The organism is Pseudomonas sp. BJa5, from assembly GCF_030272875.2.
In the GTDB taxonomy this organism is placed as follows: domain Bacteria; phylum Pseudomonadota; class Gammaproteobacteria; order Pseudomonadales; family Pseudomonadaceae; genus Aquipseudomonas.
Genome location: NZ_JALRNG020000036.1, coordinates 35,768 through 58,515 on the forward strand (window position 1 = coordinate 35,768; position 22,748 = coordinate 58,515).

Annotated in this window: 23 protein-coding genes; 8 read left to right on the forward strand and 15 right to left on the reverse strand. The window is 65.9% G+C overall.

What is annotated here, in order from left to right:
• Positions 1–21 precede the first annotated feature (21 nt).
• The 7 genes from M2D63_RS19675 to M2D63_RS19705 form a co-directional block, all read right to left on the reverse strand.
• Entirely contained in the window at positions 22–843 is an 822-nt protein-coding gene (locus M2D63_RS19675; RefSeq protein WP_285864667.1) for an SDR family NAD(P)-dependent oxidoreductase, read from the reverse strand.
• A gap of 67 nt (positions 844–910) precedes the next feature.
• Complete coding sequence (locus tag M2D63_RS19680) at positions 911–1,966, reverse strand: 3-keto-5-aminohexanoate cleavage protein (protein WP_285864668.1); 1,056 nt, start codon at positions 1,964–1,966, stop codon at positions 911–913.
• A gap of 213 nt (positions 1,967–2,179) precedes the next feature.
• A complete protein-coding gene (locus tag M2D63_RS19685) occupies positions 2,180–3,235 on the reverse strand; it encodes an AraC family transcriptional regulator (protein WP_285864669.1) in 1,056 nt (351 codons plus the stop codon).
• Positions 3,236–3,257: 22 nt separating this feature from the next.
• Positions 3,258–5,030, reverse strand: coding sequence for an acyl-CoA dehydrogenase C-terminal domain-containing protein (locus M2D63_RS19690; RefSeq protein WP_285864670.1), 1,773 nt, complete (start codon positions 5,028–5,030; stop codon positions 3,258–3,260).
• Positions 5,017–6,240 (reverse strand): 3-oxoadipyl-CoA thiolase, encoded by a 1,224-nt coding sequence (locus M2D63_RS19695; protein WP_285864671.1) that lies wholly within the window; start codon positions 6,238–6,240, stop codon positions 5,017–5,019. The genes M2D63_RS19690 and M2D63_RS19695 overlap by 14 nt, the downstream gene beginning before the upstream one ends.
• A 26-nt stretch (positions 6,241–6,266) precedes the next feature.
• On the reverse strand, positions 6,267–7,784 hold the full coding sequence (locus tag M2D63_RS19700) for a 3-hydroxyacyl-CoA dehydrogenase (RefSeq protein WP_285864672.1): 1,518 nt from the start codon (positions 7,782–7,784) through the stop codon (positions 6,267–6,269).
• A 2-nt stretch (positions 7,785–7,786) separates the two neighbouring features.
• Complete coding sequence (locus tag M2D63_RS19705; RefSeq protein ID WP_285864673.1) at positions 7,787–8,557, reverse strand: enoyl-CoA hydratase; 771 nt, start codon at positions 8,555–8,557, stop codon at positions 7,787–7,789.
• Between the two features lie 243 nt (positions 8,558–8,800).
• Here M2D63_RS19705 and M2D63_RS19710 point away from each other — a divergent pair, with 243 nt between their 5' ends.
• The 4 genes from M2D63_RS19710 to M2D63_RS19725 are packed head-to-tail and all read left to right on the forward strand — an operon-like array spanning position 8,801 to position 12,666.
• Complete coding sequence (locus tag M2D63_RS19710; RefSeq protein ID WP_285864674.1) at positions 8,801–9,619, forward strand: IclR family transcriptional regulator; 819 nt, start codon at positions 8,801–8,803, stop codon at positions 9,617–9,619.
• A gap of 9 nt (positions 9,620–9,628) precedes the next feature.
• Positions 9,629–10,786 carry an acyl-CoA dehydrogenase family protein gene (locus M2D63_RS19715; RefSeq protein ID WP_285864675.1) on the forward strand — a complete coding sequence of 386 codons (1,158 nt, stop codon included), beginning with the start codon at positions 9,629–9,631 and terminating at the stop codon, positions 10,784–10,786.
• 1 nt (position 10,787) lies between these two features.
• Positions 10,788–12,332 (forward strand): class I adenylate-forming enzyme family protein, encoded by a 1,545-nt coding sequence (locus M2D63_RS19720; protein WP_285864676.1) that lies wholly within the window; start codon positions 10,788–10,790, stop codon positions 12,330–12,332.
• Between the two features lie 25 nt (positions 12,333–12,357).
• Positions 12,358–12,666 (forward strand): Rieske (2Fe-2S) protein, encoded by a 309-nt coding sequence (locus tag M2D63_RS19725; protein WP_285864677.1) that lies wholly within the window; start codon positions 12,358–12,360, stop codon positions 12,664–12,666.
• A 22-nt stretch (positions 12,667–12,688) separates the two neighbouring features.
• On the opposite strand, the gene M2D63_RS19730 is transcribed toward M2D63_RS19725, so the two are convergent.
• Complete coding sequence (locus tag M2D63_RS19730; RefSeq protein WP_285864678.1) at positions 12,689–13,630, reverse strand: GlxA family transcriptional regulator; 942 nt, start codon at positions 13,628–13,630, stop codon at positions 12,689–12,691.
• A gap of 123 nt (positions 13,631–13,753) precedes the next feature.
• On the opposite strand from M2D63_RS19730, the gene M2D63_RS19735 reads away from it, so the two are divergent.
• Together M2D63_RS19735 and M2D63_RS19740 are read left to right on the forward strand one after the other, a co-directional pair.
• The gene (locus M2D63_RS19735; protein WP_285864679.1) at positions 13,754–14,545 is read left to right on the forward strand and encodes an SDR family oxidoreductase; all 792 of its coding nucleotides are present in this window, start codon (positions 13,754–13,756) and stop codon (positions 14,543–14,545) included.
• Positions 14,546–14,714: 169 nt separating this feature from the next.
• Positions 14,715–15,221, forward strand: coding sequence for a DoxX family protein (locus M2D63_RS19740; protein WP_285864680.1), 507 nt, complete (start codon positions 14,715–14,717; stop codon positions 15,219–15,221).
• 79 nt (positions 15,222–15,300) lie between these two features.
• On the opposite strand, the gene M2D63_RS19745 is transcribed toward M2D63_RS19740, so the two are convergent.
• From M2D63_RS19745 to M2D63_RS19760, 4 genes are all read right to left on the reverse strand, one after another.
• A complete protein-coding gene (locus M2D63_RS19745; protein WP_285864681.1) occupies positions 15,301–15,723 on the reverse strand; it encodes an organic hydroperoxide resistance protein in 423 nt (140 codons plus the stop codon).
• Between the two features lie 56 nt (positions 15,724–15,779).
• Positions 15,780–16,526: a DUF2063 domain-containing protein gene (locus M2D63_RS19750; RefSeq protein ID WP_285864682.1), complete on the reverse strand. Its 747-nt coding sequence runs from the start codon at positions 16,524–16,526 to the stop codon at positions 15,780–15,782.
• Complete coding sequence (locus tag M2D63_RS19755; protein ID WP_285864683.1) at positions 16,519–17,367, reverse strand: DUF692 domain-containing protein; 849 nt, start codon at positions 17,365–17,367, stop codon at positions 16,519–16,521. The genes M2D63_RS19750 and M2D63_RS19755 overlap by 8 nt, the downstream gene beginning before the upstream one ends.
• Positions 17,368–17,438: 71 nt before the next feature.
• A complete protein-coding gene (locus M2D63_RS19760; protein WP_285864684.1) occupies positions 17,439–17,912 on the reverse strand; it encodes a hypothetical protein in 474 nt (157 codons plus the stop codon).
• Positions 17,913–18,209: 297 nt separating this feature from the next.
• Here M2D63_RS19760 and M2D63_RS19765 point away from each other — a divergent pair, with 297 nt between their 5' ends.
• On the forward strand, positions 18,210–18,554 hold the full coding sequence (locus M2D63_RS19765) for a cupin domain-containing protein (protein ID WP_285864685.1): 345 nt from the start codon (positions 18,210–18,212) through the stop codon (positions 18,552–18,554).
• Between the two features lie 196 nt (positions 18,555–18,750).
• On the opposite strand, the gene mmsB is transcribed toward M2D63_RS19765, so the two are convergent.
• Together mmsB and M2D63_RS19775 are read right to left on the reverse strand one after the other, a co-directional pair.
• On the reverse strand, positions 18,751–19,638 hold the full coding sequence (gene mmsB / locus M2D63_RS19770) for a 3-hydroxyisobutyrate dehydrogenase (protein ID WP_285864686.1): 888 nt from the start codon (positions 19,636–19,638) through the stop codon (positions 18,751–18,753).
• A 10-nt stretch (positions 19,639–19,648) separates the two neighbouring features.
• Positions 19,649–21,175, reverse strand: a complete 1,527-nt coding sequence (locus M2D63_RS19775) for a CoA-acylating methylmalonate-semialdehyde dehydrogenase (RefSeq protein ID WP_285864687.1) — start codon at positions 21,173–21,175, stop codon at positions 19,649–19,651.
• A 136-nt stretch (positions 21,176–21,311) separates the two neighbouring features.
• Between M2D63_RS19775 and M2D63_RS19780 the strand changes: the two genes are divergently transcribed.
• On the forward strand, positions 21,312–22,259 hold the full coding sequence (locus M2D63_RS19780; RefSeq protein WP_285864688.1) for a LysR family transcriptional regulator: 948 nt from the start codon (positions 21,312–21,314) through the stop codon (positions 22,257–22,259).
• Here M2D63_RS19780 and M2D63_RS19785 read toward each other — a convergent pair.
• Positions 22,256–22,705, reverse strand: a complete 450-nt coding sequence (locus M2D63_RS19785) for an OmpA family protein (RefSeq protein ID WP_285864694.1) — start codon at positions 22,703–22,705, stop codon at positions 22,256–22,258. The genes M2D63_RS19780 and M2D63_RS19785 overlap by 4 nt on opposite strands.
• Positions 22,706–22,748 lie beyond the last annotated feature (43 nt).

The following is a 22,748-nucleotide window of genomic DNA, read 5'->3' on the forward strand; positions in this document are numbered from 1 at the left end:
TATTCCCGCTGCGAAAAAGGATCAGATCACGCCGCCGCCATTGGGGCTGAGCACCTGGCCGACCAGATAGTGCTCACCGGCGAGATAGAGCACGGTGCCGGCATATTCCTCGACCGTGCCGAAGCGGCCCAGCGGCACCCCTTGCCACAGGCGGTTGCGGGCGTCCTCGCCGATGGCGTCGAGGTAGGCATTGAACGCTGGCGTGGCGACGCCGCCCGGGGCCATGGCGTTGACGAAGATGTTGGCCCCCGCCACTTCATAGGCCACCGACTTGGTGAAGGCGATCACCGCGCCCTTGGTCGCGCAGTAGTGCGGGCTGTGCGCGCTCTTGCTCGACAGGCCGGCAATCGAGGCGATGTTGATGATCTTGCCGTCGCGCTGCGGTTCCATCAGCTTCAGGGCCGCACGGGTGCAATAGAACAGGCCGTGGACGTTGACGCCCCAGTAGCGATGCCACTCCTCGTCGCTGAGGGTGCTGGTGAACCCCAGCGAGCGACGTGGCTCGGGGCTGGACATGTAACGGTACAAGGCGTTGCGGCGCTGGGTATCGACGTCGCGGTTGGGCGTTAGCGCAGCGTTGTTGACCAGCACGTGCAGGGTGCCGAAACGTGCCACGACCTGCTCGAACATCGCGTCCACTTCCGCGCTGGACGACACATCGCAGCGCACCGCCAGGCACTCGGCGCCCAGCGCCTGGACCGCCTCGCGGGTTTGCGCCAGGGACTGCTCGCTGACATCGCAGACCACCAGCTTCGCCCCGGCCCTGGCCAGGGCAATCGCGCAGGCCTGGCCCAGGCCCGGACCCACGCCGGTCACCAGGGCGACTTTATTCTCAAGACTCATTGCACACCTCTTGGCAGTTGGGAACTGCAGGCGACCTTGTGGCCGCCCGCAGCCGCTCACGTCCGGCTCAGAACTGGCCGGGGACGGTAAAGCCGCGCTGACCCGGCTTGCGGTTCGGCGCCATGCCCAGCTTGGCCAGGGTTTCGTCGGTGCTGCCGTAGGTCTCGCCGATCTTGTAGATCTGGCGGGCTTCCTTGCCGGTGGCAATCTCACGCCCCAGTTCGCGGGCCAGACGCACGGTCTGCTCGATCTGCTGGACCGAGGTCATGCGCTCGCCCTTGCGGCCCCAGAGGGTATCTTCGATGCCGACCCGCACGTGCAGGCCCATGGCGATGGCCATGGCGTTCATCGGCAGCACCGCGCGCATGGCGCTTTCCATCGACAGCACCGAGCCTGGCGGGGTGCGCTTGACGAACTCGATCATGTCGGACGGATCCAGGCCCGCCGCGCCGCCACCGATGGCCACGTAGTTGAGGACCAGGGGACCGGTGTACAGGCCCTTGCGGATCAGGCGCTCGACGGTTTCCAGCTGGTGCACGTGGCCGAGCATGAAGTGCGGCTGGATGCCGGCGGCCTGCAGGCGCTTGAGGTGCTCGATGAAGAACGACGGACGCGCGTCCGAGACCATCTCCTGGTAGGCATTGAAGTAGGCGGGTTGCTCCAGGATGGTGCCGGCGATGTCATCGGCGGTCAGCAGCTCGCAGATGTTCATCTGGCTGGTGTTGATGGCGATGGTCACCTGGTCGGGCTTGGGCGACAGGTCGGCCAGCATGTGGCGGGTGTCGTAGTCCAGCCAGGTGGCCGCCTGGCCTTCGCTTTCCGGGGCGAAGGAAATCGAGCCGCCCACCTGCAGGACCATCTCCGGCACGGCCTCGCGCAGCAGGCCGAGCATTTCGTTGAACTTGCTCAGGCGCTTGGAGCCCTTGCCGTCTTCTTCGCGCACATGAACGTGCAGCACCGTGGCGCCGGCGTTGTAGCAGTCGATCGCCTTCTGGATCTGGTCGTCCATGCTCACCGGGATGTCGTCCGAATCGGCGGGAGTCCACTGCGGACCGTAGGGCGCGACCTGGATCACCAGTTTTTCCTGGTTCTCGGGGAACAAGCTGTCATCGAGGAAATGCATTGATACTTCTCCGTCCTATTTATGGTTATTGAACGAATGAGCGCACAGCAGCTCGCATGACTGAAAAGTTACTGGCTTGTGGGAAGCGGCTTTTATCATCCTGGCACCAGCTTTTATCATTTCGGCACATTTGCGCCGGCTGCGGATATGCGTCGCCCACGGCGCAGCCGGGCTGCAGGTGCAACCCACTGAGCAGGAAGAATTTCTACAGGGTCAGCCGGTGGCGCGGGCCAGGCTCGGTGCCGGTGTGGCTCCACCTGCCTTGCGCCACTCGCGCGGCGTGCAGGCGAACCAGCGCTTGAAGGCGCGGGTGAAGTTGCCCTGGGTCTCGTAGCCCAGGCGGCTGGCGACCTCGGCGATCGGCAGGTCCGGGTCGATCAACAGGCGAGTCGCCATTTCCTTGCGGGTCTGCTCCAGCAGTCGCTCGAAACTGGTCTGTTGCTCGCTGAGGTAGCGGTAGAGGGTGAAGCGGTGCACGGCGAAGAACTCGGCCACCCGCTCGGCCGTGCAGTCGCCCTCCAGCAGCAACGCCTCGATGACCTGGCACACCCGGCTGGCGAGGTCGGGACCTTCGCGGCCCTGCATTTCGTTCAGGTGGGTACGCAGGAAATCATCGAGCTGGCGGTCATGCCCGGCACGCGGCTGGTCCAGCAGCGACTGGGAAAACAGCACCTCATGCTGCGACTGGCCGAACCACACCGGACAGCGGAAAAACCCTTCATACAGCGCCGCCGAACGCGGCTTGCGATAGGCGATGCGCACCAGCGCCGGACGCCAGGCATGACCGACGATCAGCTCCATGATGGTGACGATGGCCGCGAGATAAGCAGTCAACAGCTGGTCGCTGCCGGGCACGTTGCCGACGATGCTCAGGCGCATGCCGGCATAGCCGCGCTCCTCCACCAGGCTCAGGTGCAGGCCGCGGTACCACAGCCCGCAGTAGCGGATCAGGCACTCGGTGGCAGCCCGCACCGTGGGCGCGTTGAGCACCAGAAAACGCAAGGGCCCGGCGTTCTGCAGGTTGGCCCGCTGGCCCAGCAACAGGCCCAGGTGATCGCAGCCGGACAGCGCCGCAGCGGCCTCGAGGATCTTGCCGTGAGTGATCACCGGCAGCGGGTGCAGGTGCTGCTTGAACGACTCGGGCTGGATGCCGAACCCGGCCAGCAGCGGCCAGGGATCGACACCGTGTTCCTGCAGCACCACCGGCAACGAGACGAGCGCACCCACCGGAATGGATTTGTCCGCCACCCGCGGGCTCGCTCGCTTCATTGCCGGACCTCCCGCGCGGGCGTCAGAACTGCTCGGGGTCGAAGGCCCTGAGGGTATCGGCGCCGCTACCGATACGCTGCAAGTGGATGGACGTTTCCGGCAGTATACGCGCGAAGAAGAACTGCGCGGTGTGCAGCTTGGCGCGGTAGAAGTCGGCCTCGGCCGTTTCTTGCGCCAGCTGCTGCCGGGCGATGCCGGCCATCTTCGCCCACTGCAGGCCGAACGCAACCAGCGCGGTCAGGTGCAGGAAGTCCACCGCCCCGGCGGCCGTGGCCGTCGCATCGGCACTGCCCATGTAGTCGACCGCCACCGCCAGGTCGGCCAGGGCCAGACGCAGCGCCTGCACCTCCTTGGAGCTGTCGTCCTGGCCCTGGCAGAAGTCCTCCACCAGCGCCAGGAAGCGGCGCATCGCCCGGCCGTCATCGAGCCTGAGCTTGCGCGTGGCCAGGTCCATGGCCTGGACGCCGTTGGTGCCTTCGTACAGCGGGGTGATGCGCGCATCGCGGACGAACTGCTCCATGCCCCACTCGCGGATATAGCCGTGCCCACCAAAGCACTGCATCGCAAGACCCGTGCATTCCACGCCCTTGTCGGTGCAGTAGGCCTTGATCATCGGCGTGAGCAAACCGAGCAGGTCGTTGGCGGCTTCGCGGGTTGCGGCGTCCGGGTGCTTGTGCGCCAGGTCGACCTGCAGCCCGGCCCAGTAGGTCAGCGCCCTGCCGCCTTCGACGAAGGCACGCTGGGTCAGCAGCATGCGCTGGACATCGGGGTGCATCACGATCGGATCGGCGGCCAGTTCCGGCGCCACCGCGCCACCGGGTGCCCGCCCCTGCAAGCGCTCGCGGGCATAGCGGGCGGCATTCTGGTAGGCCACCGAGGCCAGGCTCAGGCCCTGCACGCCAACGGCCAGGCGCGCCCCGTTCATCATCACGAACATCACCCGCAAGCCTTGATGGGGCTGGCCGATCAGGTAACCGCTGGCACCGTCGTAGTTCATCACGCAGGTCGGGTTGCCGTGGATGCCCATCTTCTCTTCCAGCGAACCGCAGCGCACGGCGTTGCGCGCGCCCAGCGAGCCATCGGCGTTGACCAGGAACTTGGGCACGATGAACAGGCTGATGCCCTTCACCCCAGGCGGTGCGTCCGGCAGGCGGGCCAGCACCAGGTGGACGATGTTCTCGGCCAGGTCATGCTCGCCGGCGGAGATGAAGATCTTGGTTCCGCTGATCCGGTAGCTGCCGTCGGCCTGGGGCTCGGCGCGGGTACGCAGCAGGCCCAGGTCGGTGCCGCAATGCGGCTCGGTGAGGTTCATGGTGCCGGTCCAGCGGCCCTCGATCATCGGCGGCAGGTACAGCGCTTTCTGCGCGTCGCTGCCGCCGTTGGCGATGGCGTTCGCCGCACCATGGCTGAGGCCGGCGAACATCGAGAAGGCCAGGTTGGCACTGGTCATGATTTCCCGCACGGCGATGCCCAGCAGGTGCGACAGGCCCTGGCCGCCGTACTCGGGCGAGGCGGTCAGGCCGGTCCAGCCGCTTTGCGCATACAGCTGGTAGGCCTCGCGAAAGCCCGGGGCGGTGGTCACTTCACCCTCGACCAGCGTACAGCCCTGGTGGTCGCCCACCGCGTTCAACGGCGCCAGCACGCCACTGGCCAGCTTGCCGGCCTCTTCGAGGATGGCCGCAGTGACATCCGGGGTCGCCTCGGCGAAGCCCGGCAGCGCGGCGTAGTCTTGTACCTGGAGCAGCTCGTCGAGGACGAACTGCATGTCCCGCAACGGCGCGTTATAGCTGGCCATGGTCATCTCCTTGCAGACGTTCGATCACTACTGCCAGCCCCTGGCCGACGCCGATGCACAGGCTGACCACGGCGTACCGGCCGCCACGGCGTTCCAGCTCACGCAGCGCGGTGAGTGCCAGGCGCGCACCGGAAGCGCCCAGCGGATGGCCGAGGGCGATGGCACCGCCGTTGGGGTTGACCCGTGGGTCGTCGGCACGCAGGTCGAGCAGATGCAGGCAGCCCAGCACTTGGGCGGCGAAGGCTTCGTTGATTTCAATCAGGTCCATGTCCGCCAGGGTCAGCCCCGCGCGTGCCAGCGCCTTGGGAATCGCCAGCGCCGGGCCGATGCCCATCACTCGCGGCTCGACGCCACTGGCCGCACCGGCGAGGATCCGCGCACGCGGCCGCACGCCATGGCGCTCGCCCAGCGCACGGCTGCCGATCAGCAGGGCCGCAGCACCATCGTTGATGCCGGAGGCGTTGCCAGCGGTCACCACGCCACCTTCGAACAGCGGCTTGAGCCTGGCCAGGTCTTCAACGGTGGCCTGCGGACGCGGGTGTTCATCGGCCACCACGCTGACCGTGCCCTTGCGACCGGCGGGTGCTTGCACCGGGAGAATCTCGCCCTCGAAGAAACCCTCGGCCAGCGCCTGTGCATAACGCTGCTGCGAAGCCAGGGCGAAGGCATCGGCCTGCTCGCGGCCGATGCGGTAGTCCTCGGCGACGTTGTCGGCGGTCTGCGGCATGGTGTCTTCACCGTACTGCGCATTGACCTTCGGATTGGGGAAGCGCGCACCGATGGTGCTGTCGAACAGCTTGGCCTCACGGCTGTAGGCGCTCTCGCTCTTGCCCAGCACAAAGGGCGCGCGGCTCATGCTCTCGACGCCGCCGGCCAGGTACAGCTCGCCCTCGCCACAGCTGACGGCACGGGCCGCATCCAGCACCGCGGCCAGGCCGCTGGCGCACAAGCGGTTGACCGTCTGCCCCGGCACGCTGACCGGCAGCCCCGCCGCCAGCAGCGCGTTGCGGGCGATGTTGCGGCTGTCTTCACCGGCCTGGTTGGTGCAACCGAGGATCACGTCCTCGATCTGTTCGGCGGGGAACGGCGAGCGTTGCACCAGGGCCTGGATCAGTTGGGCCGCCAGGTCGTCCGGGCGAACCGGCGCCAGGCCACCGCCGTGGCGGCCGAACGGGGTACGCAGGCCGTCGTAGATGTAAGCGTCGAGCATGTGTTGTTCCTTGTGCGGAGTCGGTGTCAGGAGTCGCTGGCGAGCAACGACAGGCCCAGGCGGGCGCGGCGCATCAACCAGGGGCTGGGGCGATAGCGCGGGTCGCGGTAGAAGTCGTGCAGGCGGTCGAGGATCTGCAGCAGCGTGTCGGCGCCCAGCGCATCGCCCCAGGCCAGCGGCCCGAGCGGATAGCCCAGGCCCAGGCGAATGGCGCTATCGATGTCCCGGGGGCTTGCCACGCCCTGTTGCGCCATGTCGCAGGCGATGTTGACGATGTGCGCCAGCACTCGCTGCGCCACGAAGCCGCCGCTGTCGCGGATCACGCTGACCGGCGTGCCGTCGGCGGCCAGCAAGGCGTGGGCGGCATCGCTCCAGCCCGGCGAGGTGACGGTGGTGGTCATCAGCACGCGGCGGCGCGTCAGCGGCAGCAGCGTGTCCAGCGCCAGGGTGCGCAGCGGGTCGAGGCCTTCGGCGATAGCGGCGTGGGTCGCATCGGTCCCCAGTGGCAATACCAGGCACAGCGATTCGGGGCCCGGCCGCGGCGCGGTATCGACGCGCGCGCCCAGCCGTTCGAGCCGCTCGACCACCGCCTCGCGAGCCTGCGGGCGGGCATTGCTGACCCACACCGTCGGCAGGGCCACGCAAGGGCTCGGCGCCTCGACGGGCACCTGCTGCACGCCATCGACATAGCGGTAGAAGCCCTGCCCGCTCTTGCGCCCGAGCAACCCGGCCTGCAGGCGCTGGCCGGTGATCAGGGTCGGGCGATAGCGCGGCTCCTGGTAATACTGGTCGTAGATCGATTCGGTCACCGGGTGGGAGACGTCCAGCCCGGTGAGGTCGAACAGCTCGCACGGCCCCATGCGAAAGCCGGCCTGCTCGCGCAGGATGCGATCGAGGGTCAGCGGGTCGGTCACGGATTCGCTGAGCACGCGCATGGCCTCGGTGCCGTAGCCCCGGCCACCATGGTTGACGATAAAGCCCGGGGTGTCCTGGGCGCGCACGGCGGTATGGCCCATGCGCTCGCCCAGGGCCAGCAGGGTCGGCCCGACCCAGGCCTCGCTCTTGAGTCCGTCGATCACCTCGACGATCTTCATCAGCGGCACCGGGTTGAAGAAGTGGAAACCACCGACCCGGCCCGGCACCCGGCACTGGGCGGCAATGGCGGTGACCGACAGCGACGAGGTGTTGCTGGCCAGCAGGCAATCGTCGGCGACCACGGCTTCGAGGTCGGCGAGCAAGACCCGCTTGATCGCCAGGTTCTCGACGATGGCTTCCACCACCAGTTGCGCGTCGGCCAGCTCGGCCAGGGAACCGGCCGCGATCAGGTTGTCACCTGCGGCCTGGACCTGCTGTTCGCTCAGCTTGCCTTTGCCCGCGAGCTTTTCCAGGGTCGCCAGAATGCTGTCGCGGGCCGCCTGGGCGGCGCCCGGACGGTTGTCGAAAAGCTGGACACTGACGCCGGCCTGTGCGGCGATCTGGGCGATGCCGGCGCCCATGACCCCGGCCCCCACCACCGCCATGCGCCTGATTTCACGTGCGCTCATGCTCAGCTCCCTGTGTAGGCCGGTGTGCGTTTGTCGAGGAAGGCACGCATGCCCTCCTTCTGATCCGCCGAATCGAACAGCAGCTGGAAGGCCTTGCGCTCGAGCATCAGGGCGGTATCCAGCGAGGCATCCTGGCCGGCCAGCAACACTTCCTTGATCTGCATGACCGCCAGCGGTGGCATGCCGGCGATCTGCCGGGCCAGCTCCAGCGCCCGTTCCTGCACCTGCTCGTCGTCCACCACCTCGCTGGCCAGGCCCATGCGCAGCGCTTCTTCGGCGCTGACCGGCGTGCCGGTGAGCAACAGGCGCATGGCCTGGAACTTGCCGACCGCCCGGGTCAGGCGCTGGGTGCCGCCGGCGCCGGGCATGATGCCGACACGGATTTCCGGCTGGCCGAAGCTGGCGCTGCGGCCGGCGACGATCAGGTCGGCATGCATGGCCAGCTCGCAACCGCCGCCCAGGGCGAAACCATTGACCGCAGCGATCACCGGTTTCGGACACTGGGCAATGGCTGCCCACAACCGTTGGGTCTGGCGCAGGAGCATGTCGATGGCGCCGCGCTCGACCATGTCGCGAATATCGGCGCCGGCAGCGAACACCTGGTCGCCGCCGGTCAACAGGATGCAGCGCACCTCAGGGTCCGTGCCCAGACGGTGGAAATGCTCGGCCAGTTGCTCACGCACCGCCTGGTTCAGCGCATTGCGCGCCTCCGGCCGGTTCAGGTGCACCCGCGCCACGCCCGGCAAAGGGCGGTCGACCCATGTTTCGCTCATAGCTGCCTCTTATTATTGTTCCGCATAGCGAAACAGTGTTTTGCATTTAAATTCAGCCTACGCAACTTCTCCGGCGATTTGCAATCCCGAAAAATCCATAGGTGACGAATGCGGTTTTTGAGGCTGACCTTACTAGTTCCGCTGTGCGAAACTACGTTTTGATTTGTTGACTATCGCTTTTTGCCTGTGCCAGCATCCGGCCCGGCGATCGGCGACCCCGTTTCCGACGCATGAGGATCGACCATGAGCAAGCGCAATCTCTTCGACACCGAACTCGACCAGCAGGCCCTGGAGCAGGACCGCCAGTTCGTCACGGCCCTGGCCCGTGGCCTGGAGTTGCTGCGCTGCTTCCGTCCCGGCGAACGCCTGCTAGGCAACCAGGAGCTGGTGCAGCGCAGCGGCCTGCCGAAGGCCACGGTGTCGCGCCTGACCTACACCCTGGTGCGCCTGGGCTACCTGCAGTACATCGCCAGCCTGGGCAAATACGCGCTGGACACCGGCGTGCTCGCCCTGGGCTACGCCCACCTCAGCGGCCTGGATATCCGCCGCCAGGCCAGGCCACTGATGACCGAACTCGCCGAACAGACCCAGAGCTCGGTCTCGCTGGGTGCCCGCGATCGCCTGAGCATGGTCTACATCGACAACTGCCAGGGCAGCGGCCCGCTGACCCTGCGCCTGGACATCGGTTCGCGCATTCCCCTGGCGACCACCGCCATGGGCCGCGCCTACCTCGCCGCCATACCAGAGGCCGAGCGCGACCTGCTGCTCGACCAACTGCGCGCCCGCGACTCGGAGCACTGGCCGGCCCTGCGCGAACAACTGGAAAAAGCCTTCCGCCAGTATCAGGACCAGGGGTTCTGCCTGTCCTGCGGCGACTGGCAGAAAGACATCAACGCCGTCGGCGTTCCACTGATCAAACCCGACGGCTCCGGTGTCGTCGCCTTCAGCTGCGGTGGCCCGGCATTCGCCTTGCGCCAGCACATGCTGGAAGACGACCTGGGGCCGCGTCTTTCGCACATGGTGCGCAATGTCGAAGCCAGTCTGGGCCGACAATTCCAATAAGAGGTCTGCATGATCAACGATCAGGAAACACTCAACCTGTTGCTCGACAACCTGTCGCGCTTCGTCCGTGAACGCCTGGTGCCCGCCGAGGCCGAGGTCGCCGAAAACGACCGTATTCCCCAGGACATCGTCGACGAGATGCGCGCCCTGGGCCTGTTCGGCCTGTGCATCCCGCAGGAATACGACGGCCTGGGCCTGAGCATGGAAGAGGAAGTCCTGGTCGCCTTCGAGCTGGGCAAGACCTCGCCCGCCTTCCGCTCCCTGATCGGCACCAACAACGGCATCGGCTCCCAGGGCCTGATCATCGACGGCACCGAGGCGCAGAAGCAGCACTACCTGCCACGAATGGCCGCCGGTGAACTGATCGGCTCGTTCGCCCTCACCGAACCCGGCGCCGGCTCCGACGCCGCCTCCCTGCGCACCCGCGCCGTGCGCGAGGGTGACCACTACGTGCTCAACGGCACCAAGCGCTTCATCACCAACGCCCCGCAGGCCGGCATCTTCACCGTGATGGCCCGCACCAGCACCGAGATCAAGGGCGCCGGCGGCATTTCCGCGTTCATCGTCGAGGCCGGCACGCCGGGCGTGTCGCTGGGCAAGATCGACCAGAAGATGGGCCAGAAAGGCGCGCACACCTGCGATGTGATCTTCGAGAACTGCCGCATCCCGGTCGCCAACCTGATCGGCGGCGTCGAGGGCGTCGGCTTCAAGACCGCCATGAAAGTCCTCGACAAGGGCCGCCTGCACATTGCCGCGATCTGCGTCGGTGCCGCCGAGCGCATGCTCAGCGATGCCCTGAACTACGCGCTGGAGCGCCAGCAGTTCGGCCAGCCGCTGGCCGAGTTCCAGCTGATCCAGGCCATGCTCGCCGACAGCCAGGCCGACATCTACGCCGCCCGCTGCATGGTCATCGATGCCGCGCGCAAGCGCGACCTCAAGCAGGATGTGTCCATGGAGGCCTCGTGCTGCAAGATGTTCGCCTCGGAAATGTGCGGCCGCGTGGCCGATCGCGCCGTGCAGATCTTCGGCGGCGCCGGCTACGTCAGCGAATACGGCATCGAGCGGTTCTACCGCGATGTGCGCCTGTTCCGCATCTACGAAGGCACCACGCAGATCCAGCAACTGGTGATCGCCCGTAACCTGATTCGTCGCGCGGAGCAGAACTGACATGCTGACCCGTGAACACGTACTGGCCGGCCTGCCCGAGCGCCTGCACCAGATCATCGAGCGCCATCCCCACAGCCATGACGATGCGCCAGCCCTGCACGAGGGCGGGTTGACCCTCAGCTACGGCGAACTGCGCGGGGCGGTCAGCCGCCTGGCCGCGCAGTTCGAAGCCGATGGTATCCGCAGCGGCGACCGGGTCATGCTGGTGGCCGAGAACTGTGCCCTGCAGGTCGCCGCCCTCCTCGCCCTCAGCCGCCTGGACGCCTGGTCGGTGGTGGTCAATGCGCGGCTGTCGGCCGCGGAGATCGACAACATCTGCACCCACAGCGGCGCCCGCCGGGTGCTGTTCGCCAGCACCGTGTCGAAGGAGGCCGCCGCCCATGCCGAGCGCGCCGGTGCCGAACCGCGCAGCACGGAGCGGCTGGGCAGCTACCACCTCGGCCCGTTGAACACGGATTGCCAACCCGAGCCGGTCGAACACGACCCGGCGCGCCAGGTGGCGGCGATGATCTACACCACCGGCACCACCGGCGCGCCCAAGGGCGTCATGCTGACCCACCGCAATCTCTTGTACATCGCCCACTCCGCCAGCCTGCTGCGCCAGCTGTGCAATGCCGACCGGGTCTACGCGGTGCTGCCGATTTCCCATGTCTATGGCCTGTCGGCCGTGTGCCTGGCCAGCCTGTTCGCCGGCGCGGCACTGCAGCTGGAAGCACGCTTCGACCCGCAGGAACTGGCCCGCGCCCTGCGCGAAGACGGCGTGACCCTGATGCAGGGCGTGCCGGCCATGTACGCACGGCTGCTGGAACTGGCCGACGCCGGCCAGATCGAACTGCAGGCGCCACACCTGCGCTTCATGTACGCCGGCGGCTCGCCGCTGGACATGACCCTCAAGACCGCCGTCGAGCAACGCTTCGGCATCGCCCTGCACAACGGTTATGGCCTGACCGAAAGTTCGCCTACGGTCAGCCAGACGCGCATCGACGAACCACGCGGCGACACCTCTGTCGGCCGGCCGATTCCCGGGCTGGAAATTCTCCTGATGAACAACGGGCGCACCGCTGCCGTTGCCCAGGGCGAAGTTGGCGAACTCTGGGTACGCGGTCCCAACGTGATGAAAGGTTATTACCGGGCCCCGGACAAGACCGAGGAAGTGCTGACCGTGGACGGCTGGCTGAACACCGGCGACATGGCGCGCCAGGACAGCGACGGTGCGCTGTTCATCGTCGGGCGCAGCAAGGAGCTGATCATCCGTTCCGGCTTCAACGTCTACCCGCCTGAAGTCGAGGCGGCCCTGGTGGCTTTCCCCGGCGTGGTGATGACCGCCGTGGTCGGTCGTCCGGTGGAAGGTAACGAAGAGGTGGTGGCGTTCCTCCAGGTGGCGGATCGCAGCGCCTTCGATGTCGCGGCCCTGCGGGCCTTCCTCGCCGAACGCCTGTCGCCCTACAAACGCCCGAGCCACATCTGCGTGCTGGACAGCCTGCCTGCCGCGGCGACCGGCAAAGTCCTCAAGGCCGAGCTGAAGAAACTGGCCGAAGCCCTCTGACCTTATCCCGCCGCAGGAGCTTCAGGTGAAACCAGTGATCGAGATCCCGGCAGCTCGCCTGCCGGCCGAAGGCCAGCGGGTGCTACTTCGTCATGAGGACAAGTCGGTGCTGCTGTTCAATGTCGCCGGCACCCTGCATGCCATCGACGACAGTTGCCCGCACAGCGGTGCCTCGCTGCTTGCCGGCAAGCTGCAGGGCAGCCTGTTGCAGTGCCCCGCCCACGGGCTGCGCTTCGACCTCGCCAGGGGTTGCCCGCACAGCGCCACAGGACTGGAGGTGAAACGCTATGGAATCGAACGGCTAGGTGAGGTGTACGCCATAGACCTGTCCTGAACCTGGGCAATGTTGCCCCGGGCTACGTCGGGCTGATTGAGCCGGCTCGACGTACCGTTTGCGGCGCCTGGCCAATGGTGCGCAGGAAGGCGCGCCGCATCCGCTCGCGGTCAGCGAAGCCCGTCTCCCTGGCAATGACTTCGATCGGATGAGTACTGTCCTCAAGGAGCATGCGCGCCGCTTCGACCCGTAGATGCTCCACGGCCTTGGCCGGCGACTGGCCGGTTTGCGCGGTGAATGTCCGGCTGAACTGGCGCGGGCTCAGGTGAGCGATTTCGGCCAGTTCCTCCACACTCAGGACGCTCTTCAGGTTGCGACGGGCGTACTCCAGCGCCGCCTGGATTCGATCGGACTTCGGCTCCATCTCCAGCAGTACCGAAAACTGCGATTGCCCCCCCGCACGGCGGTGGTAGACCACCAGCTTGCGGGCGACGGTGCGCGCGGTATCGAGGCCGTGGTCCTTCTCGATCATCGCCAGCGCCAGGTCGATGCTGGCCGTCATGCCCGCCGATGTCCACACCGGGCCGTCGATGATGTAGATCCTGTCCAGCTCGACCTTGACCTTGGGGAATCGCTCCTGCAGCTCCTTGGCGAACAACCAGTGCGTGGTGGCCCGGCGACCGTCGAGCACCCCGCTTTGCGCCAGCACGAACGCGCCAGTGCAAGGACCTGCCACCCGTCGGGAAGACGCCATCGACTGCTGCACGAAGCGGACAAGCCCTGGCGTGACCTGCTCGATCGTGGTGCTGGCACCGAACATCACAGTATCGAACGTGCGGCTGCCGAAGGCCTGGGTTTCCACGCGAAACCCGGCGGATGAGAGTACCAGTCCTCCCGCCTCGGACAGCAAGGTGACCTCATAGGCCGGTTTGCCGAGGACCAGGTTGGCGATTTCGAACGCGGTGATCGCCGTGAACCCCATGACCTGGAAGCCGGGAAAGATGACAAAGCCAATGCTGTGCATGATGTTTTCACCATGTCCTAAAAGGTGTCTTATATGTCATTCAGGACAACCTAACAAGGTAATAGGATCGTTTCCAGACAGAGCGCACGACCCTCGTCGCGCCGTCCCACTGGAGACACTGCCATGACTACGAACAAAGGTACTGCACTGATCACCGGCGCCTCTTCCGGCATCGGGGCGATCTATGCCGACCGACTCAGCCGCCAGGGCTATGACCTGATTCTGGTCGCGCGCAACGGCGAACGCCTGCATGCCCTGGCCAAGCGCCTGACCGATGAAACAGGACGCTCCATCGAGGTGGTGGTCGCCGACCTTGGCACCAGGACCGACCTGAAGCGCGTCGAAGATATCCTGCGCAGCGATGCCAGCATCACGCTGCTGGTGAACAACGCAGGCCTGGGCGCAACCGACCCCCTGCTCGAGTCGGATATCGATGCACTACAACCGATGATCGACCTCAACGTGACCGCACTGACGCGGCTGACCTATGCCGCCGTGCCGGGTTTCGTGGCCCGCGACGCGGGCACGCTGATCAACATCGCCTCGATCGTCGCCATCGCGCCGGAGCTGCTGAACGGTGTGTATGGCGCGTCCAAGGCGTTCGTCCTCGCCCTCAGCCAGTCGCTGCGCCAGGAACTGGCGAGCAGCAACGTCAGGGTCCAGGCGGTGCTTCCCGGCGCCACGGCCACCGACTTCTGGGCCATTGCCGGAAAACCCGTCGACCAGCTGCCCGGCGCGATCGTCATGCAGGCCGACGACATGGTCGACGCGGCCCTTGCCGGGCTCGCGCAGGGTGAGTTCATCACCATCCCGGCCCTGCCGGACAGTGCTGATCTGGATGCCTACGAAGCCGCGCGGCAGCAGCTGCTGCCGAACCTGTCGCTGAGTACGCCAGCGTCCCGCTATCGGCACTGATTGATGCATGGGCGCAGCGCACAGCTGGAGCTGAACGTTGCGCCCATGCGTACACAGGGATACACAGCGGCCCGTGGCAGACACATTCGAGACAAGCCCTCCTGTGACCATGGCGTCACCGACAGCACCCCCGCTCTGCCGGCTGAAATCACTTCACAGGAGATTGCCCATGACTAGCGCCCTCACCTTCGCCCTCAACCCGATCAAGCACAGCTTCAGGCAACTCGACCGCCTTGGCGCCTGGAGCGCCGACCTTCCGCTGCGCCTGTTCCTCGCCTGGGAGTTCTTCGAATCCGGCCTGGAGAAATGGAACGGCGAAAACTGGTTCGAGCAGATCCAGGGCGCCTTTCCGTTCCCCTTCGACCAGCTCCCGGCCAGCCTGAACTGGCAGCTTTCGATGTGGATCGAGCTGATCGCCCCGGTGCTGCTGTTGCTCGGCCTGGGTACGCGCCTGGCGACCCTGGCGCTGATCGTGGTGACCCTGGTGGCCATCGCTGCCGTGCACTGGCCGGCGCACTGGTCGAGCCTGACCGAACTGGCCATGGGTTACGCCATCACCGACAAGGGCTTCGGCAACTACAAGCTGCCGCTGATCTACCTGGTGGCGGCGCTTCCCCTGCTGTTCAGGGGGGCCGGACACCTGAGCCTGGATGCACTGTTGCGCAGGAAAGCCTGACCGGGCCGTTTGTAATTACCCTTTATTAAAAAACCGCGCCCCTGCAAAGGAGCGCGGTTTTTTAATGGTCAGGTACGACTCAGGGAATGTCGAAGGTCACTTCGATATTGCCGCGAGTGGCCTTGGAGTAAGGGCAAAGCTGGTGCGCGGCCTCCACCAGGCGGGCCTTGTCCGCAGCCTCCAGCCCCGGCAGTTCCACGGTCAGCCTGGCCGCCAGGGCAAAGCCACCATCATGGGTATTGCCCAGCGAGATCTCGGCAGCCACGGCCACGTCCTCGGGAACGTGAAGCGCCAGCGTCTGCGCGGCGCGGCGCATGGCGCCGATGAAGCAGGCCGACCAGCCGACCCCCAGCAACTGCTCGGGGTTGGTGCCTGGGCGTCCGGATCCGGGCGGGCTCAGGCGCAGCTTCAACCAGCCATCGGAAGACACACCGTTGCCATCACGGCCACCCGAGGTACGGGTGCGCCCGGTGTAGAGCGTTTTTTCCAGTACTGCGGTCATCACTTTTCTCCTTGGGGAGGTACGAATGCCGGGGGGGGCCGGCGTCGGTATACGCGTCACACCCGGGTGCCGAGCAGCACACCCTGCGCGCGCAGGTTTTCCAGCAGGGCCAGGCCCTGTGGCAGAAGGGTCGCGCTGTCGACAGCGACAGCTTCGGCCAGGCGCTCCAGGTGCTGGCGGCCCGTGCTTTGCTGCGCCTGCAGCGAACCCAGCAGGGCATGGGCCAAGGGTGCCAAACGAGAGAAACGCACCTTCAGGTCGGCATCACGCCGGACCAGCAGCAGGCTCGGTTGCGCTGGTGCCTGGTGCGGTTGGTAATCAGGTCCGATGTCGCTCACCGGCCATTGGTAAGCCAACGGCCAGGCCAGCGGCGACAACAGGGGAATGCCGTCGAGCAGATCGCCTTCGGGATCATGCGGCGGGGCGCTGCGGTCACTGAGCAGCAAGGCCCCCTCCACCCATTCGTAATGCGCAAGCTCGGCCAGCCAGGGTGGCAGGTCGTGGGCAACGCTTGCGCCCTGTTCGAGGAAGGCGACGAATTCGCCGGCAAGCTCAGTGAACAGCGGCGTTTGGCTTCGGTAGTCGGCGTAGAAGACCTCCACCAGTGCCCGCCAGCGTGGCGGGCCGAGGCTGGAGCGGATCACCGGAAAGCTGCCCGCCAGCAGCGACTCGACGTTGCCGAAGAACAGCTGACGGTACACGGCCAGGCGGCGTGCCTCGATGCCCGGCGGCGGTGCATGGCGCTGCGGGTCGCGTACATGGCCGGCCATGCGCATCAATTGTTCGTGCAGGGCTTCAGGCATGACGCACCTCCGGCAGGCTCACGGCGCTGCGTTGGCGCCAGCGGATCGCTTCGACTTCGGCCAGCAACTCAGCCAGTGGCGGGAAGTTGAAATCCCGCTCCAGCAAGGTTGGCAACGGCCCGAAACGCCGGTAGGCCTGCTCCAGCAAACCCCAGACATCCGCCTTGACCGACGCGCCGTGGGTATCGATCTTCAGGTCCGGCGCTTCGTCGTAATGACCGGCCACGTGCAGGTAGACCACCCGTTGCGCCGGCAGCGCAGCGAGGTAGGCGGTGGTGTCGTAGCCGTGGTTGATGGCATTGACGAAGAGGTTGTTGACGTCCAGCAGCAGGTCGCAGTCGGCCTCCTCCAGCACTGCACGGAGGAAGTCGATCTCGCTCAGGGCCTGGTAGGGCGCGGCGTAGTACGAGATGTTCTCCACCGCAATGCGCCGCCCCAGGGCATCCTGGGTCTGGCGAATGCGGGCAGCGACATGCCGTACCGCCTCCTCGGTGAAAGGCAGCGGCAGCAGGTCGTAGAGTTGGCCGTCGTCGGCGCTGTAGCTCAGGTGCTCGCTGAACAGCGCCACCTCGTGGCGATCGAGGAACTCCCGGGTACGGCGCAACAGTTCGCGGTCAAGCGCAGCGGGGCCGCCCAGGGACAGCGACAGGCCATGGCACGACAGCGGGAAGCGCTCGGCAAGGCGGGCAAGGCCTTCGCCATAGTGACCGCCGACCGCGATCCAGTTGTCAGGGGCGCATTCGAGGAAATCCACGGCCGTGGCGTCCATCGCCAGCAGCTCGGGCATCAAGGCTCGGCGCAAGCCGAGGCCTGCGCCCTGCAGAGTGGAAACAGCAGTCATGAGTGATCTCCAGGGTTCAGGTGCCCTCCCGGGCTAGAGGCGCAGGGAGGGCGAGCGGACGCGGGTCGAACTCATTCCTTGGCCTGGCTCAGGCGGGTGAACAGTTCCGTGGGGACTTTCTTGCCGTTGGCGATGTACTGGTTGGTCCTGAAGGTGTAGACCTCGCCCTCGGAGAGGAAGCCGTCCTTGTTCGTGTCCATCGCCTGGAACTCCACACCGCCATTGGGTGCCACGGCCAGCAGCTCCTTGAGCGAAACCCGGCCGTCATCGTCGGTGTCGGTACGGGCGAAGGAGGCGTCGCCACACTTGCCTTCACCGCACTTGCCCTCGGCGGTGGTGGCCTTGCTGGTGGTGCTGGCCGCCTCGCTGGCGCCGCATTTGCCTTCGCCACACTTGCCTTCCCCGGCCTTGTCGGCAGAAGCCAACTGGTAGCCCTGGGGCAGAGCCTCCACGGCGAAGGCGGACGAGGTCAGGTTCAAGCCGCCGATCAGGGCGACGGCGGCCAGGCCAAGGCTGGTTTTGTTCGAGATCGATTTACGGGACATGGTGTGACTCCGGATGCTGTGTGTGGTCATGCCACAAGGGCGAATGAATCCCGGGAGGTCGATGGGTCGGTCCTCGTTCGGGTGAAGCCATTTCGCCTCAGGCATGTATCACTGGCGTATCCGCGGATGACCGCATTTGTATGCCAGTTCGCGGAAAGCAGCTGCGGATACACTCTGATACCTGAGCCGGTTCCGGGCACAGGCGTGGATCGAGTGATGGACGTCGGGCCCAGACAAAGCCGGCGCAAGGATCGGGCCTATGGTGACGGACCTTTGTGCCGATCCTCAGGAGTGGATATGTCCGATTTCATCACCGTACTGCGCGACACCTGCCCTACCCCCGTGCTGGACGCGACCAAGTGGAAACGCATCGGCGGCGACCCGCACACCGTCAACCTCAACGCCTACCTGTCCAAGGACGGCAGCAAGATCATGGGCACCTGGATCTGCACGCCGGGCAAGTTCGAGGTCAATTACGAGAAGTGGGAGTACTGCCATTTTCTCGATGGCTACTGCGTGATCACCCCGGAGGGTGAGCAGCCGATCCACTTGAGGGCCGGTGATGTGTTCGTCATCGAACCGGGGATGAAAGGCACCTGGGAGGTGGTGGAGACGGTGCGCAAGTATTTCGTCTTTGCCTGAGGACGCAACTGTCCTGGCTGGGTGGGAGCGGGCTTGACCCGCGATTCGATGTGACTGACGGCACGCAATCGCGGGGCAAGCCCGCTCCCACCGAGCAGTAGGTGCTTTGCAAAAAATATCGCGACGCCTGCTTCTCACCCACCCGGTGCGCGTTACAGCTGGGTGAGAAGCCGGCGCCGCGATACCGTCCGCCTCGTTACTCGGGTTTGCGATATCCCTCGACAATCGCCGAGAAATCCTTGCCGCCATCACCGCGCAGGCTCATGGCCTGGTACAGCTGCTGGGCCACCGCGCCAAGGATCACCGGCTGGTGCGCCTGGCGCGCAGCTTCGGTGGCCAGGCCCAGGTCCTTGAGCATCAGCTCGGCACCGAAGCCGCCGGTGTAGCCACGCGAGGCCGGTGCCGTCTCGATGATGCCCGGCCACGGGTTGTAGGTGTCCGAACTCCAGCAACGCCCGGTAGAACTGTTGATGATCCCGGCCAGCACCTTGGTGTCGATGCCCAGGGCATTGCCCAGGGCCATGGCCTCGGACACACCGATCATCGAGATGCCCAGCAGCAGGTTGTTGCAGATCTTGGCGATCTGCCCGGTACCCACCGCACCGCAATGCACGATGTTGCGGCCCATCTGCGCCAGCACCGGCTGCAGGGTGGCGAACAGCGCGTCGCTGGCCCCGACCATGAAGGTCAGGGTGCCCGCCGCCGCACCGCCGGTGCCGCCGGACACCGGCGCATCGGCCAGGTCCACGCCTTGCTTGGCCGCTGCGGCCGACACATCACGTGCGGTCTGCGGGTCGATGGTGCTGCAGTCGACCACCGGGGTACCGGCGCGCACGCCCGCCAGCACACCGTCTTCGCTCAGGTACACGCTGCGCACATGAGCCGCGGCCGGCAGCATGGTGATGACCAGGTCGCTCTGCTGCGCAGCCTCGCGCGGCGAGCTGCTGACCTGCCCGCCCAGCTCGGCGAGCTCGGCCAGCACGGTCTTGTTCAGGTCGAACAGGTTCAGTTGATGCCCGGCCTTGATCAGGTTGCGCGCCATGGGCGCGCCCATGTTGCCCAGGCCGATGAATGCGATACGCATGGTGAGCTCCTTAGCGCAGGCTGATGGTGGTGTTCACGCCATCGTTGACGCTGTCATCATCGAACCAGCGGCTGGTGACGGTCTTGGTCTGAGTGTAGAACTGCACCACCTGCTTGCCGTATGGGCCCAGGTCGCCGAGCTTGGAGCCACGGGAACCGGTGAAGCTGAAGAACGGGACCGGTACCGGAATCGGGATGTTGATACCGACCTGGCCGACATCGATCTCGGTCTGGAACTTGCGCGCAGCAGCGCCGCTCTGGGTGAACAGGCCGGTGCCGTTGCCGAAGGGGTTGCGGTTGACCAGGGCGATGGCTTCGTCGAGGGTGTCGACTTCCAGCACCACCAGCACCGGGCCGAAGATTTCCTGGGTGTAGATCTTCATGTCGGTGGTCACCCCGGAGAACAGGGTCGGGCCGACGAAGTTGCCTTGCTCGTAGCCTGGCACGCTGACACCACGGCCATCGAGTTCGAGCTTGGCGCCTTCCTCGATACCGCTTTCGATCAGGCCCAGCACGCGCTCCTTGGCACGCTTGGAGACCAGCGGGCCGACATCGGTGCCCGGCTCACAGCCGGCGTTGACCTTGAGGTTGGCCGCCAGCTCCTTGAGCTCCGGCAGCCATTCGCGGGCCTTGCCCACCAGCACCGCCACCGAGGTCGCCATGCAGCGCTGGCCGGCCGCGCCGAAACCTGCGCCGACCAGGGCATTGAGGGTCTGGGTGCGGTTGGCATCGGGCAGGACCACGGCGTGGTTCTTCGCCCCCATCATCGACTGCACGCGCTTGCCGTGCTGGCTGGCCAGGTTGTAGACGTGGGTGCCGACTTCGGTGGAACCGACGAAGGAGATCGCCTTGATATCCTGGTGGGTGCACAGCGCATCGACCACCTGCTTGCCACCGTGCACCACGTTCAGCACACCGGCCGGCACACCGGCTTCGACAGCCAGCTCGACCAGCATCATGGTCGACAGCGGGTCCTGCTCGGACGGCTTGAGCACGAAGGTGTTGCCGCAGACGATGGCCATGGGGAACATCCACAGCGGAATCATCGCCGGGAAGTTGAACGGGGTGATGCCGGCGCACACGCCGATCGGCTGGCGCAGGGTGTAGGTATCGACGCCGCCGGCGACGTTCTCGGCGAACTCGCCCATCTGCAGGCTACCGATGCTGCTGGCGTGCTCGACCACTTCCAGGCCACGGAAGATATCGCCTTCGGCATCGGCGATGGTCTTGCCCTGCTCGGCACTGAGCACGGCGGCAATGCGCTTGGAGTTTTCGCGGATCAGTGCCTGCAGCTTGAGCATGATGCGCATGCGGGCGCCGATCGGGGTGTCGCGCCAGGTTTTGAACGCGCGCTGGCCGGCGGCGATGGCGGCATCGACCTCTTCGGCGGTGGCAAACGGCACGCGGGCCAGCACTTGCTGGGTGGCCGGGTTGATCACGTCGCGCCACTCGGTGGTTTTCGATTCGACCCACTGGCCGTCGATCAGCAGCTTGACCTGCTCGACCTTGGTCTGGCCGGGAGTGAGGGATGCGTTCATGGACGTTCTCCTGAAATTGTTGTTAGGGAGAGATCGACGCCGCCGGGTCTGCCACGACGGGCGCTTGGGTCTGGGGTTGTTTTGGAGTATAGATGTGCAAAGATCCAATAAGAACGCACATAAAATCCGGACCAACATGCAAAAAAACATCACCTCCCTGGGTTCGTTGAACTGGGATGACCTGAAGTTCTTTCTCGAAGTGGCCCGTACCCGCAAGGCCAGCAGCGCGGCCAAGCGCCTGGGTGTGGACTACACCACGGTGTCGCGGCGCATCAGTTCGCTGGAAGTGGCGCTGGGCACCCTGCTGTTCGAAAAGTCGCGGACCAACGGCTTCGTCCTGACCGCCGAGGGCCAGCGCCTGCTCAGCTATGCCGAGTCGATCGAAAGCACCCTGCACATGGCCTGCGAGCAGGTATCGGGCTCCGGTGTGGCGTTGTCCGGGCATGTGCGCATGGGCTGCACCGAAGGCTTCGGCACCTTCTTCGTCACCCCGCAGCTGAGCCACTTCGTCGATGCTTATCCTGCGATCTCGGTGGACATCCTGCCGCTGCCGCACTTCATCAGCCTGTCCAAGCGCGAGGCCGACATCGTCATCGCCCTCGAACGCCCCGAACACGGCCCCTACGTGTGCTGCAAACTGTGCGACTACCGCCTGCGCCTGTACGCCACCCAGGACTACCTGGACAACCATGAGCCGATCAGCCGCAGCAGCGACCTGGCCCGCCATCAGTTCATCAGCTATGTCGACGACCTGGCCTTCAGCTCCGAGTTGCTGTACCTGGCCAACGTGATTCCGGCCGCCAGCGCCAACCTGCGCAGCACCAGCGTGATCGCCCAGTATGTGGCGGCCCTGCAGGGCCGTGGCCTGGCCATCCTGCCGTGCTTCCTGGCGGCGCAGGACCCACGCCTGATCGCGATCCTGCCCGAGGAAGTGGAGATTACCCGGCAGTTCTGGATGTACTGCCGGGAAGACTTGCGCAAACTCAAGCGGATTACGCTGTTGTGGGATTACATTCGGGAGGTGACCGAGCGCAACACACCGTTGCTGATGGGCGCGTCGCGCAGCATGTCGTTCGCCGACTAGTTGGACGCCACCACAATCGCCACCCGGCGATTTTCCGTGCGCCCGGCGCGGGTGTCGTTGCCGGCCACCGGTTCGCGGCTGCCCAGACCTCGTACTTCGACATTCTCCGGGCGCATGCCGACCGAGGCCAGGACGTTGGCCACGCTTTGCGCCCGGCGTACCGACAGTTGCTCGTTGTAGGCGGCCTTGCCCGAAGCATCGGCATGACCGTCGACCCGCACCCGCTGGATATCCACCGACAACAGTGATTTGCCGATACGCTCGACGATGGTGCGGCTTTCGCTGTTGAGCGAATCCAGGTCACTGCCGAACAGCACCTTGCCCGACAGCCCGAACTCCCAGCCTTCGTCGGTCAGGCGAAAGCCCTCCTGCTTGAGCACGGCGATCTGTGCGGCCGTCAGCCCCTTGGGCGGCACGCTCTGGCAGCCGGTCAGGGCCAGCAGCATCAGCGCCAGCCAGGCAAAGTGGAATCGCAGGTATCGGTTCAGA

What these genes read in the sequence shown, in the direction of transcription:
- M2D63_RS19675 (WP_285864667.1), bottom strand. Translation starts at nt 843, where the DNA reads ATGAGTCTTGAGAATAAAGTCGCCCTGGTGACCGGCGTGGGTCCGGGC.
- M2D63_RS19680 (WP_285864668.1), bottom strand. Translation starts at nt 1,966, where the DNA reads ATGCATTTCCTCGATGACAGCTTGTTCCCCGAGAACCAGGAAAAACTG.
- M2D63_RS19685 (WP_285864669.1), bottom strand. Translation starts at nt 3,235, where the DNA reads ATGAAGCGAGCGAGCCCGCGGGTGGCGGACAAATCCATTCCGGTGGGT.
- M2D63_RS19690 (WP_285864670.1), bottom strand. Translation starts at nt 5,030, where the DNA reads ATGGCCAGCTATAACGCGCCGTTGCGGGACATGCAGTTCGTCCTCGAC.
- M2D63_RS19695 (WP_285864671.1), bottom strand. Translation starts at nt 6,240, where the DNA reads ATGCTCGACGCTTACATCTACGACGGCCTGCGTACCCCGTTCGGCCGC.
- M2D63_RS19700 (WP_285864672.1), bottom strand. Translation starts at nt 7,784, where the DNA reads ATGAGCGCACGTGAAATCAGGCGCATGGCGGTGGTGGGGGCCGGGGTC.
- M2D63_RS19705 (WP_285864673.1), bottom strand. Translation starts at nt 8,557, where the DNA reads ATGAGCGAAACATGGGTCGACCGCCCTTTGCCGGGCGTGGCGCGGGTG.
- M2D63_RS19710 (WP_285864674.1), top strand. Translation starts at nt 8,801, where the DNA reads ATGAGCAAGCGCAATCTCTTCGACACCGAACTCGACCAGCAGGCCCTG.
- M2D63_RS19715 (WP_285864675.1), top strand. Translation starts at nt 9,629, where the DNA reads ATGATCAACGATCAGGAAACACTCAACCTGTTGCTCGACAACCTGTCG.
- M2D63_RS19720 (WP_285864676.1), top strand. Translation starts at nt 10,788, where the DNA reads ATGCTGACCCGTGAACACGTACTGGCCGGCCTGCCCGAGCGCCTGCAC.
- M2D63_RS19730 (WP_285864678.1), bottom strand. Translation starts at nt 13,630, where the DNA reads ATGCACAGCATTGGCTTTGTCATCTTTCCCGGCTTCCAGGTCATGGGG.
- M2D63_RS19735 (WP_285864679.1), top strand. Translation starts at nt 13,754, where the DNA reads ATGACTACGAACAAAGGTACTGCACTGATCACCGGCGCCTCTTCCGGC.
- M2D63_RS19740 (WP_285864680.1), top strand. Translation starts at nt 14,715, where the DNA reads ATGACTAGCGCCCTCACCTTCGCCCTCAACCCGATCAAGCACAGCTTC.
- M2D63_RS19745 (WP_285864681.1), bottom strand. Translation starts at nt 15,723, where the DNA reads ATGACCGCAGTACTGGAAAAAACGCTCTACACCGGGCGCACCCGTACC.
- M2D63_RS19750 (WP_285864682.1), bottom strand. Translation starts at nt 16,526, where the DNA reads ATGCCTGAAGCCCTGCACGAACAATTGATGCGCATGGCCGGCCATGTA.
- M2D63_RS19755 (WP_285864683.1), bottom strand. Translation starts at nt 17,367, where the DNA reads ATGACTGCTGTTTCCACTCTGCAGGGCGCAGGCCTCGGCTTGCGCCGA.
- M2D63_RS19760 (WP_285864684.1), bottom strand. Translation starts at nt 17,912, where the DNA reads ATGTCCCGTAAATCGATCTCGAACAAAACCAGCCTTGGCCTGGCCGCC.
- M2D63_RS19765 (WP_285864685.1), top strand. Translation starts at nt 18,210, where the DNA reads ATGTCCGATTTCATCACCGTACTGCGCGACACCTGCCCTACCCCCGTG.
- mmsB (WP_285864686.1), bottom strand. Translation starts at nt 19,638, where the DNA reads ATGCGTATCGCATTCATCGGCCTGGGCAACATGGGCGCGCCCATGGCG.
- M2D63_RS19775 (WP_285864687.1), bottom strand. Translation starts at nt 21,175, where the DNA reads ATGAACGCATCCCTCACTCCCGGCCAGACCAAGGTCGAGCAGGTCAAG.
- M2D63_RS19780 (WP_285864688.1), top strand. Translation starts at nt 21,312, where the DNA reads ATGCAAAAAAACATCACCTCCCTGGGTTCGTTGAACTGGGATGACCTG.
- M2D63_RS19785 (WP_285864694.1), bottom strand. Translation starts at nt 22,705, where the DNA reads ATGCTGCTGGCCCTGACCGGCTGCCAGAGCGTGCCGCCCAAGGGGCTG.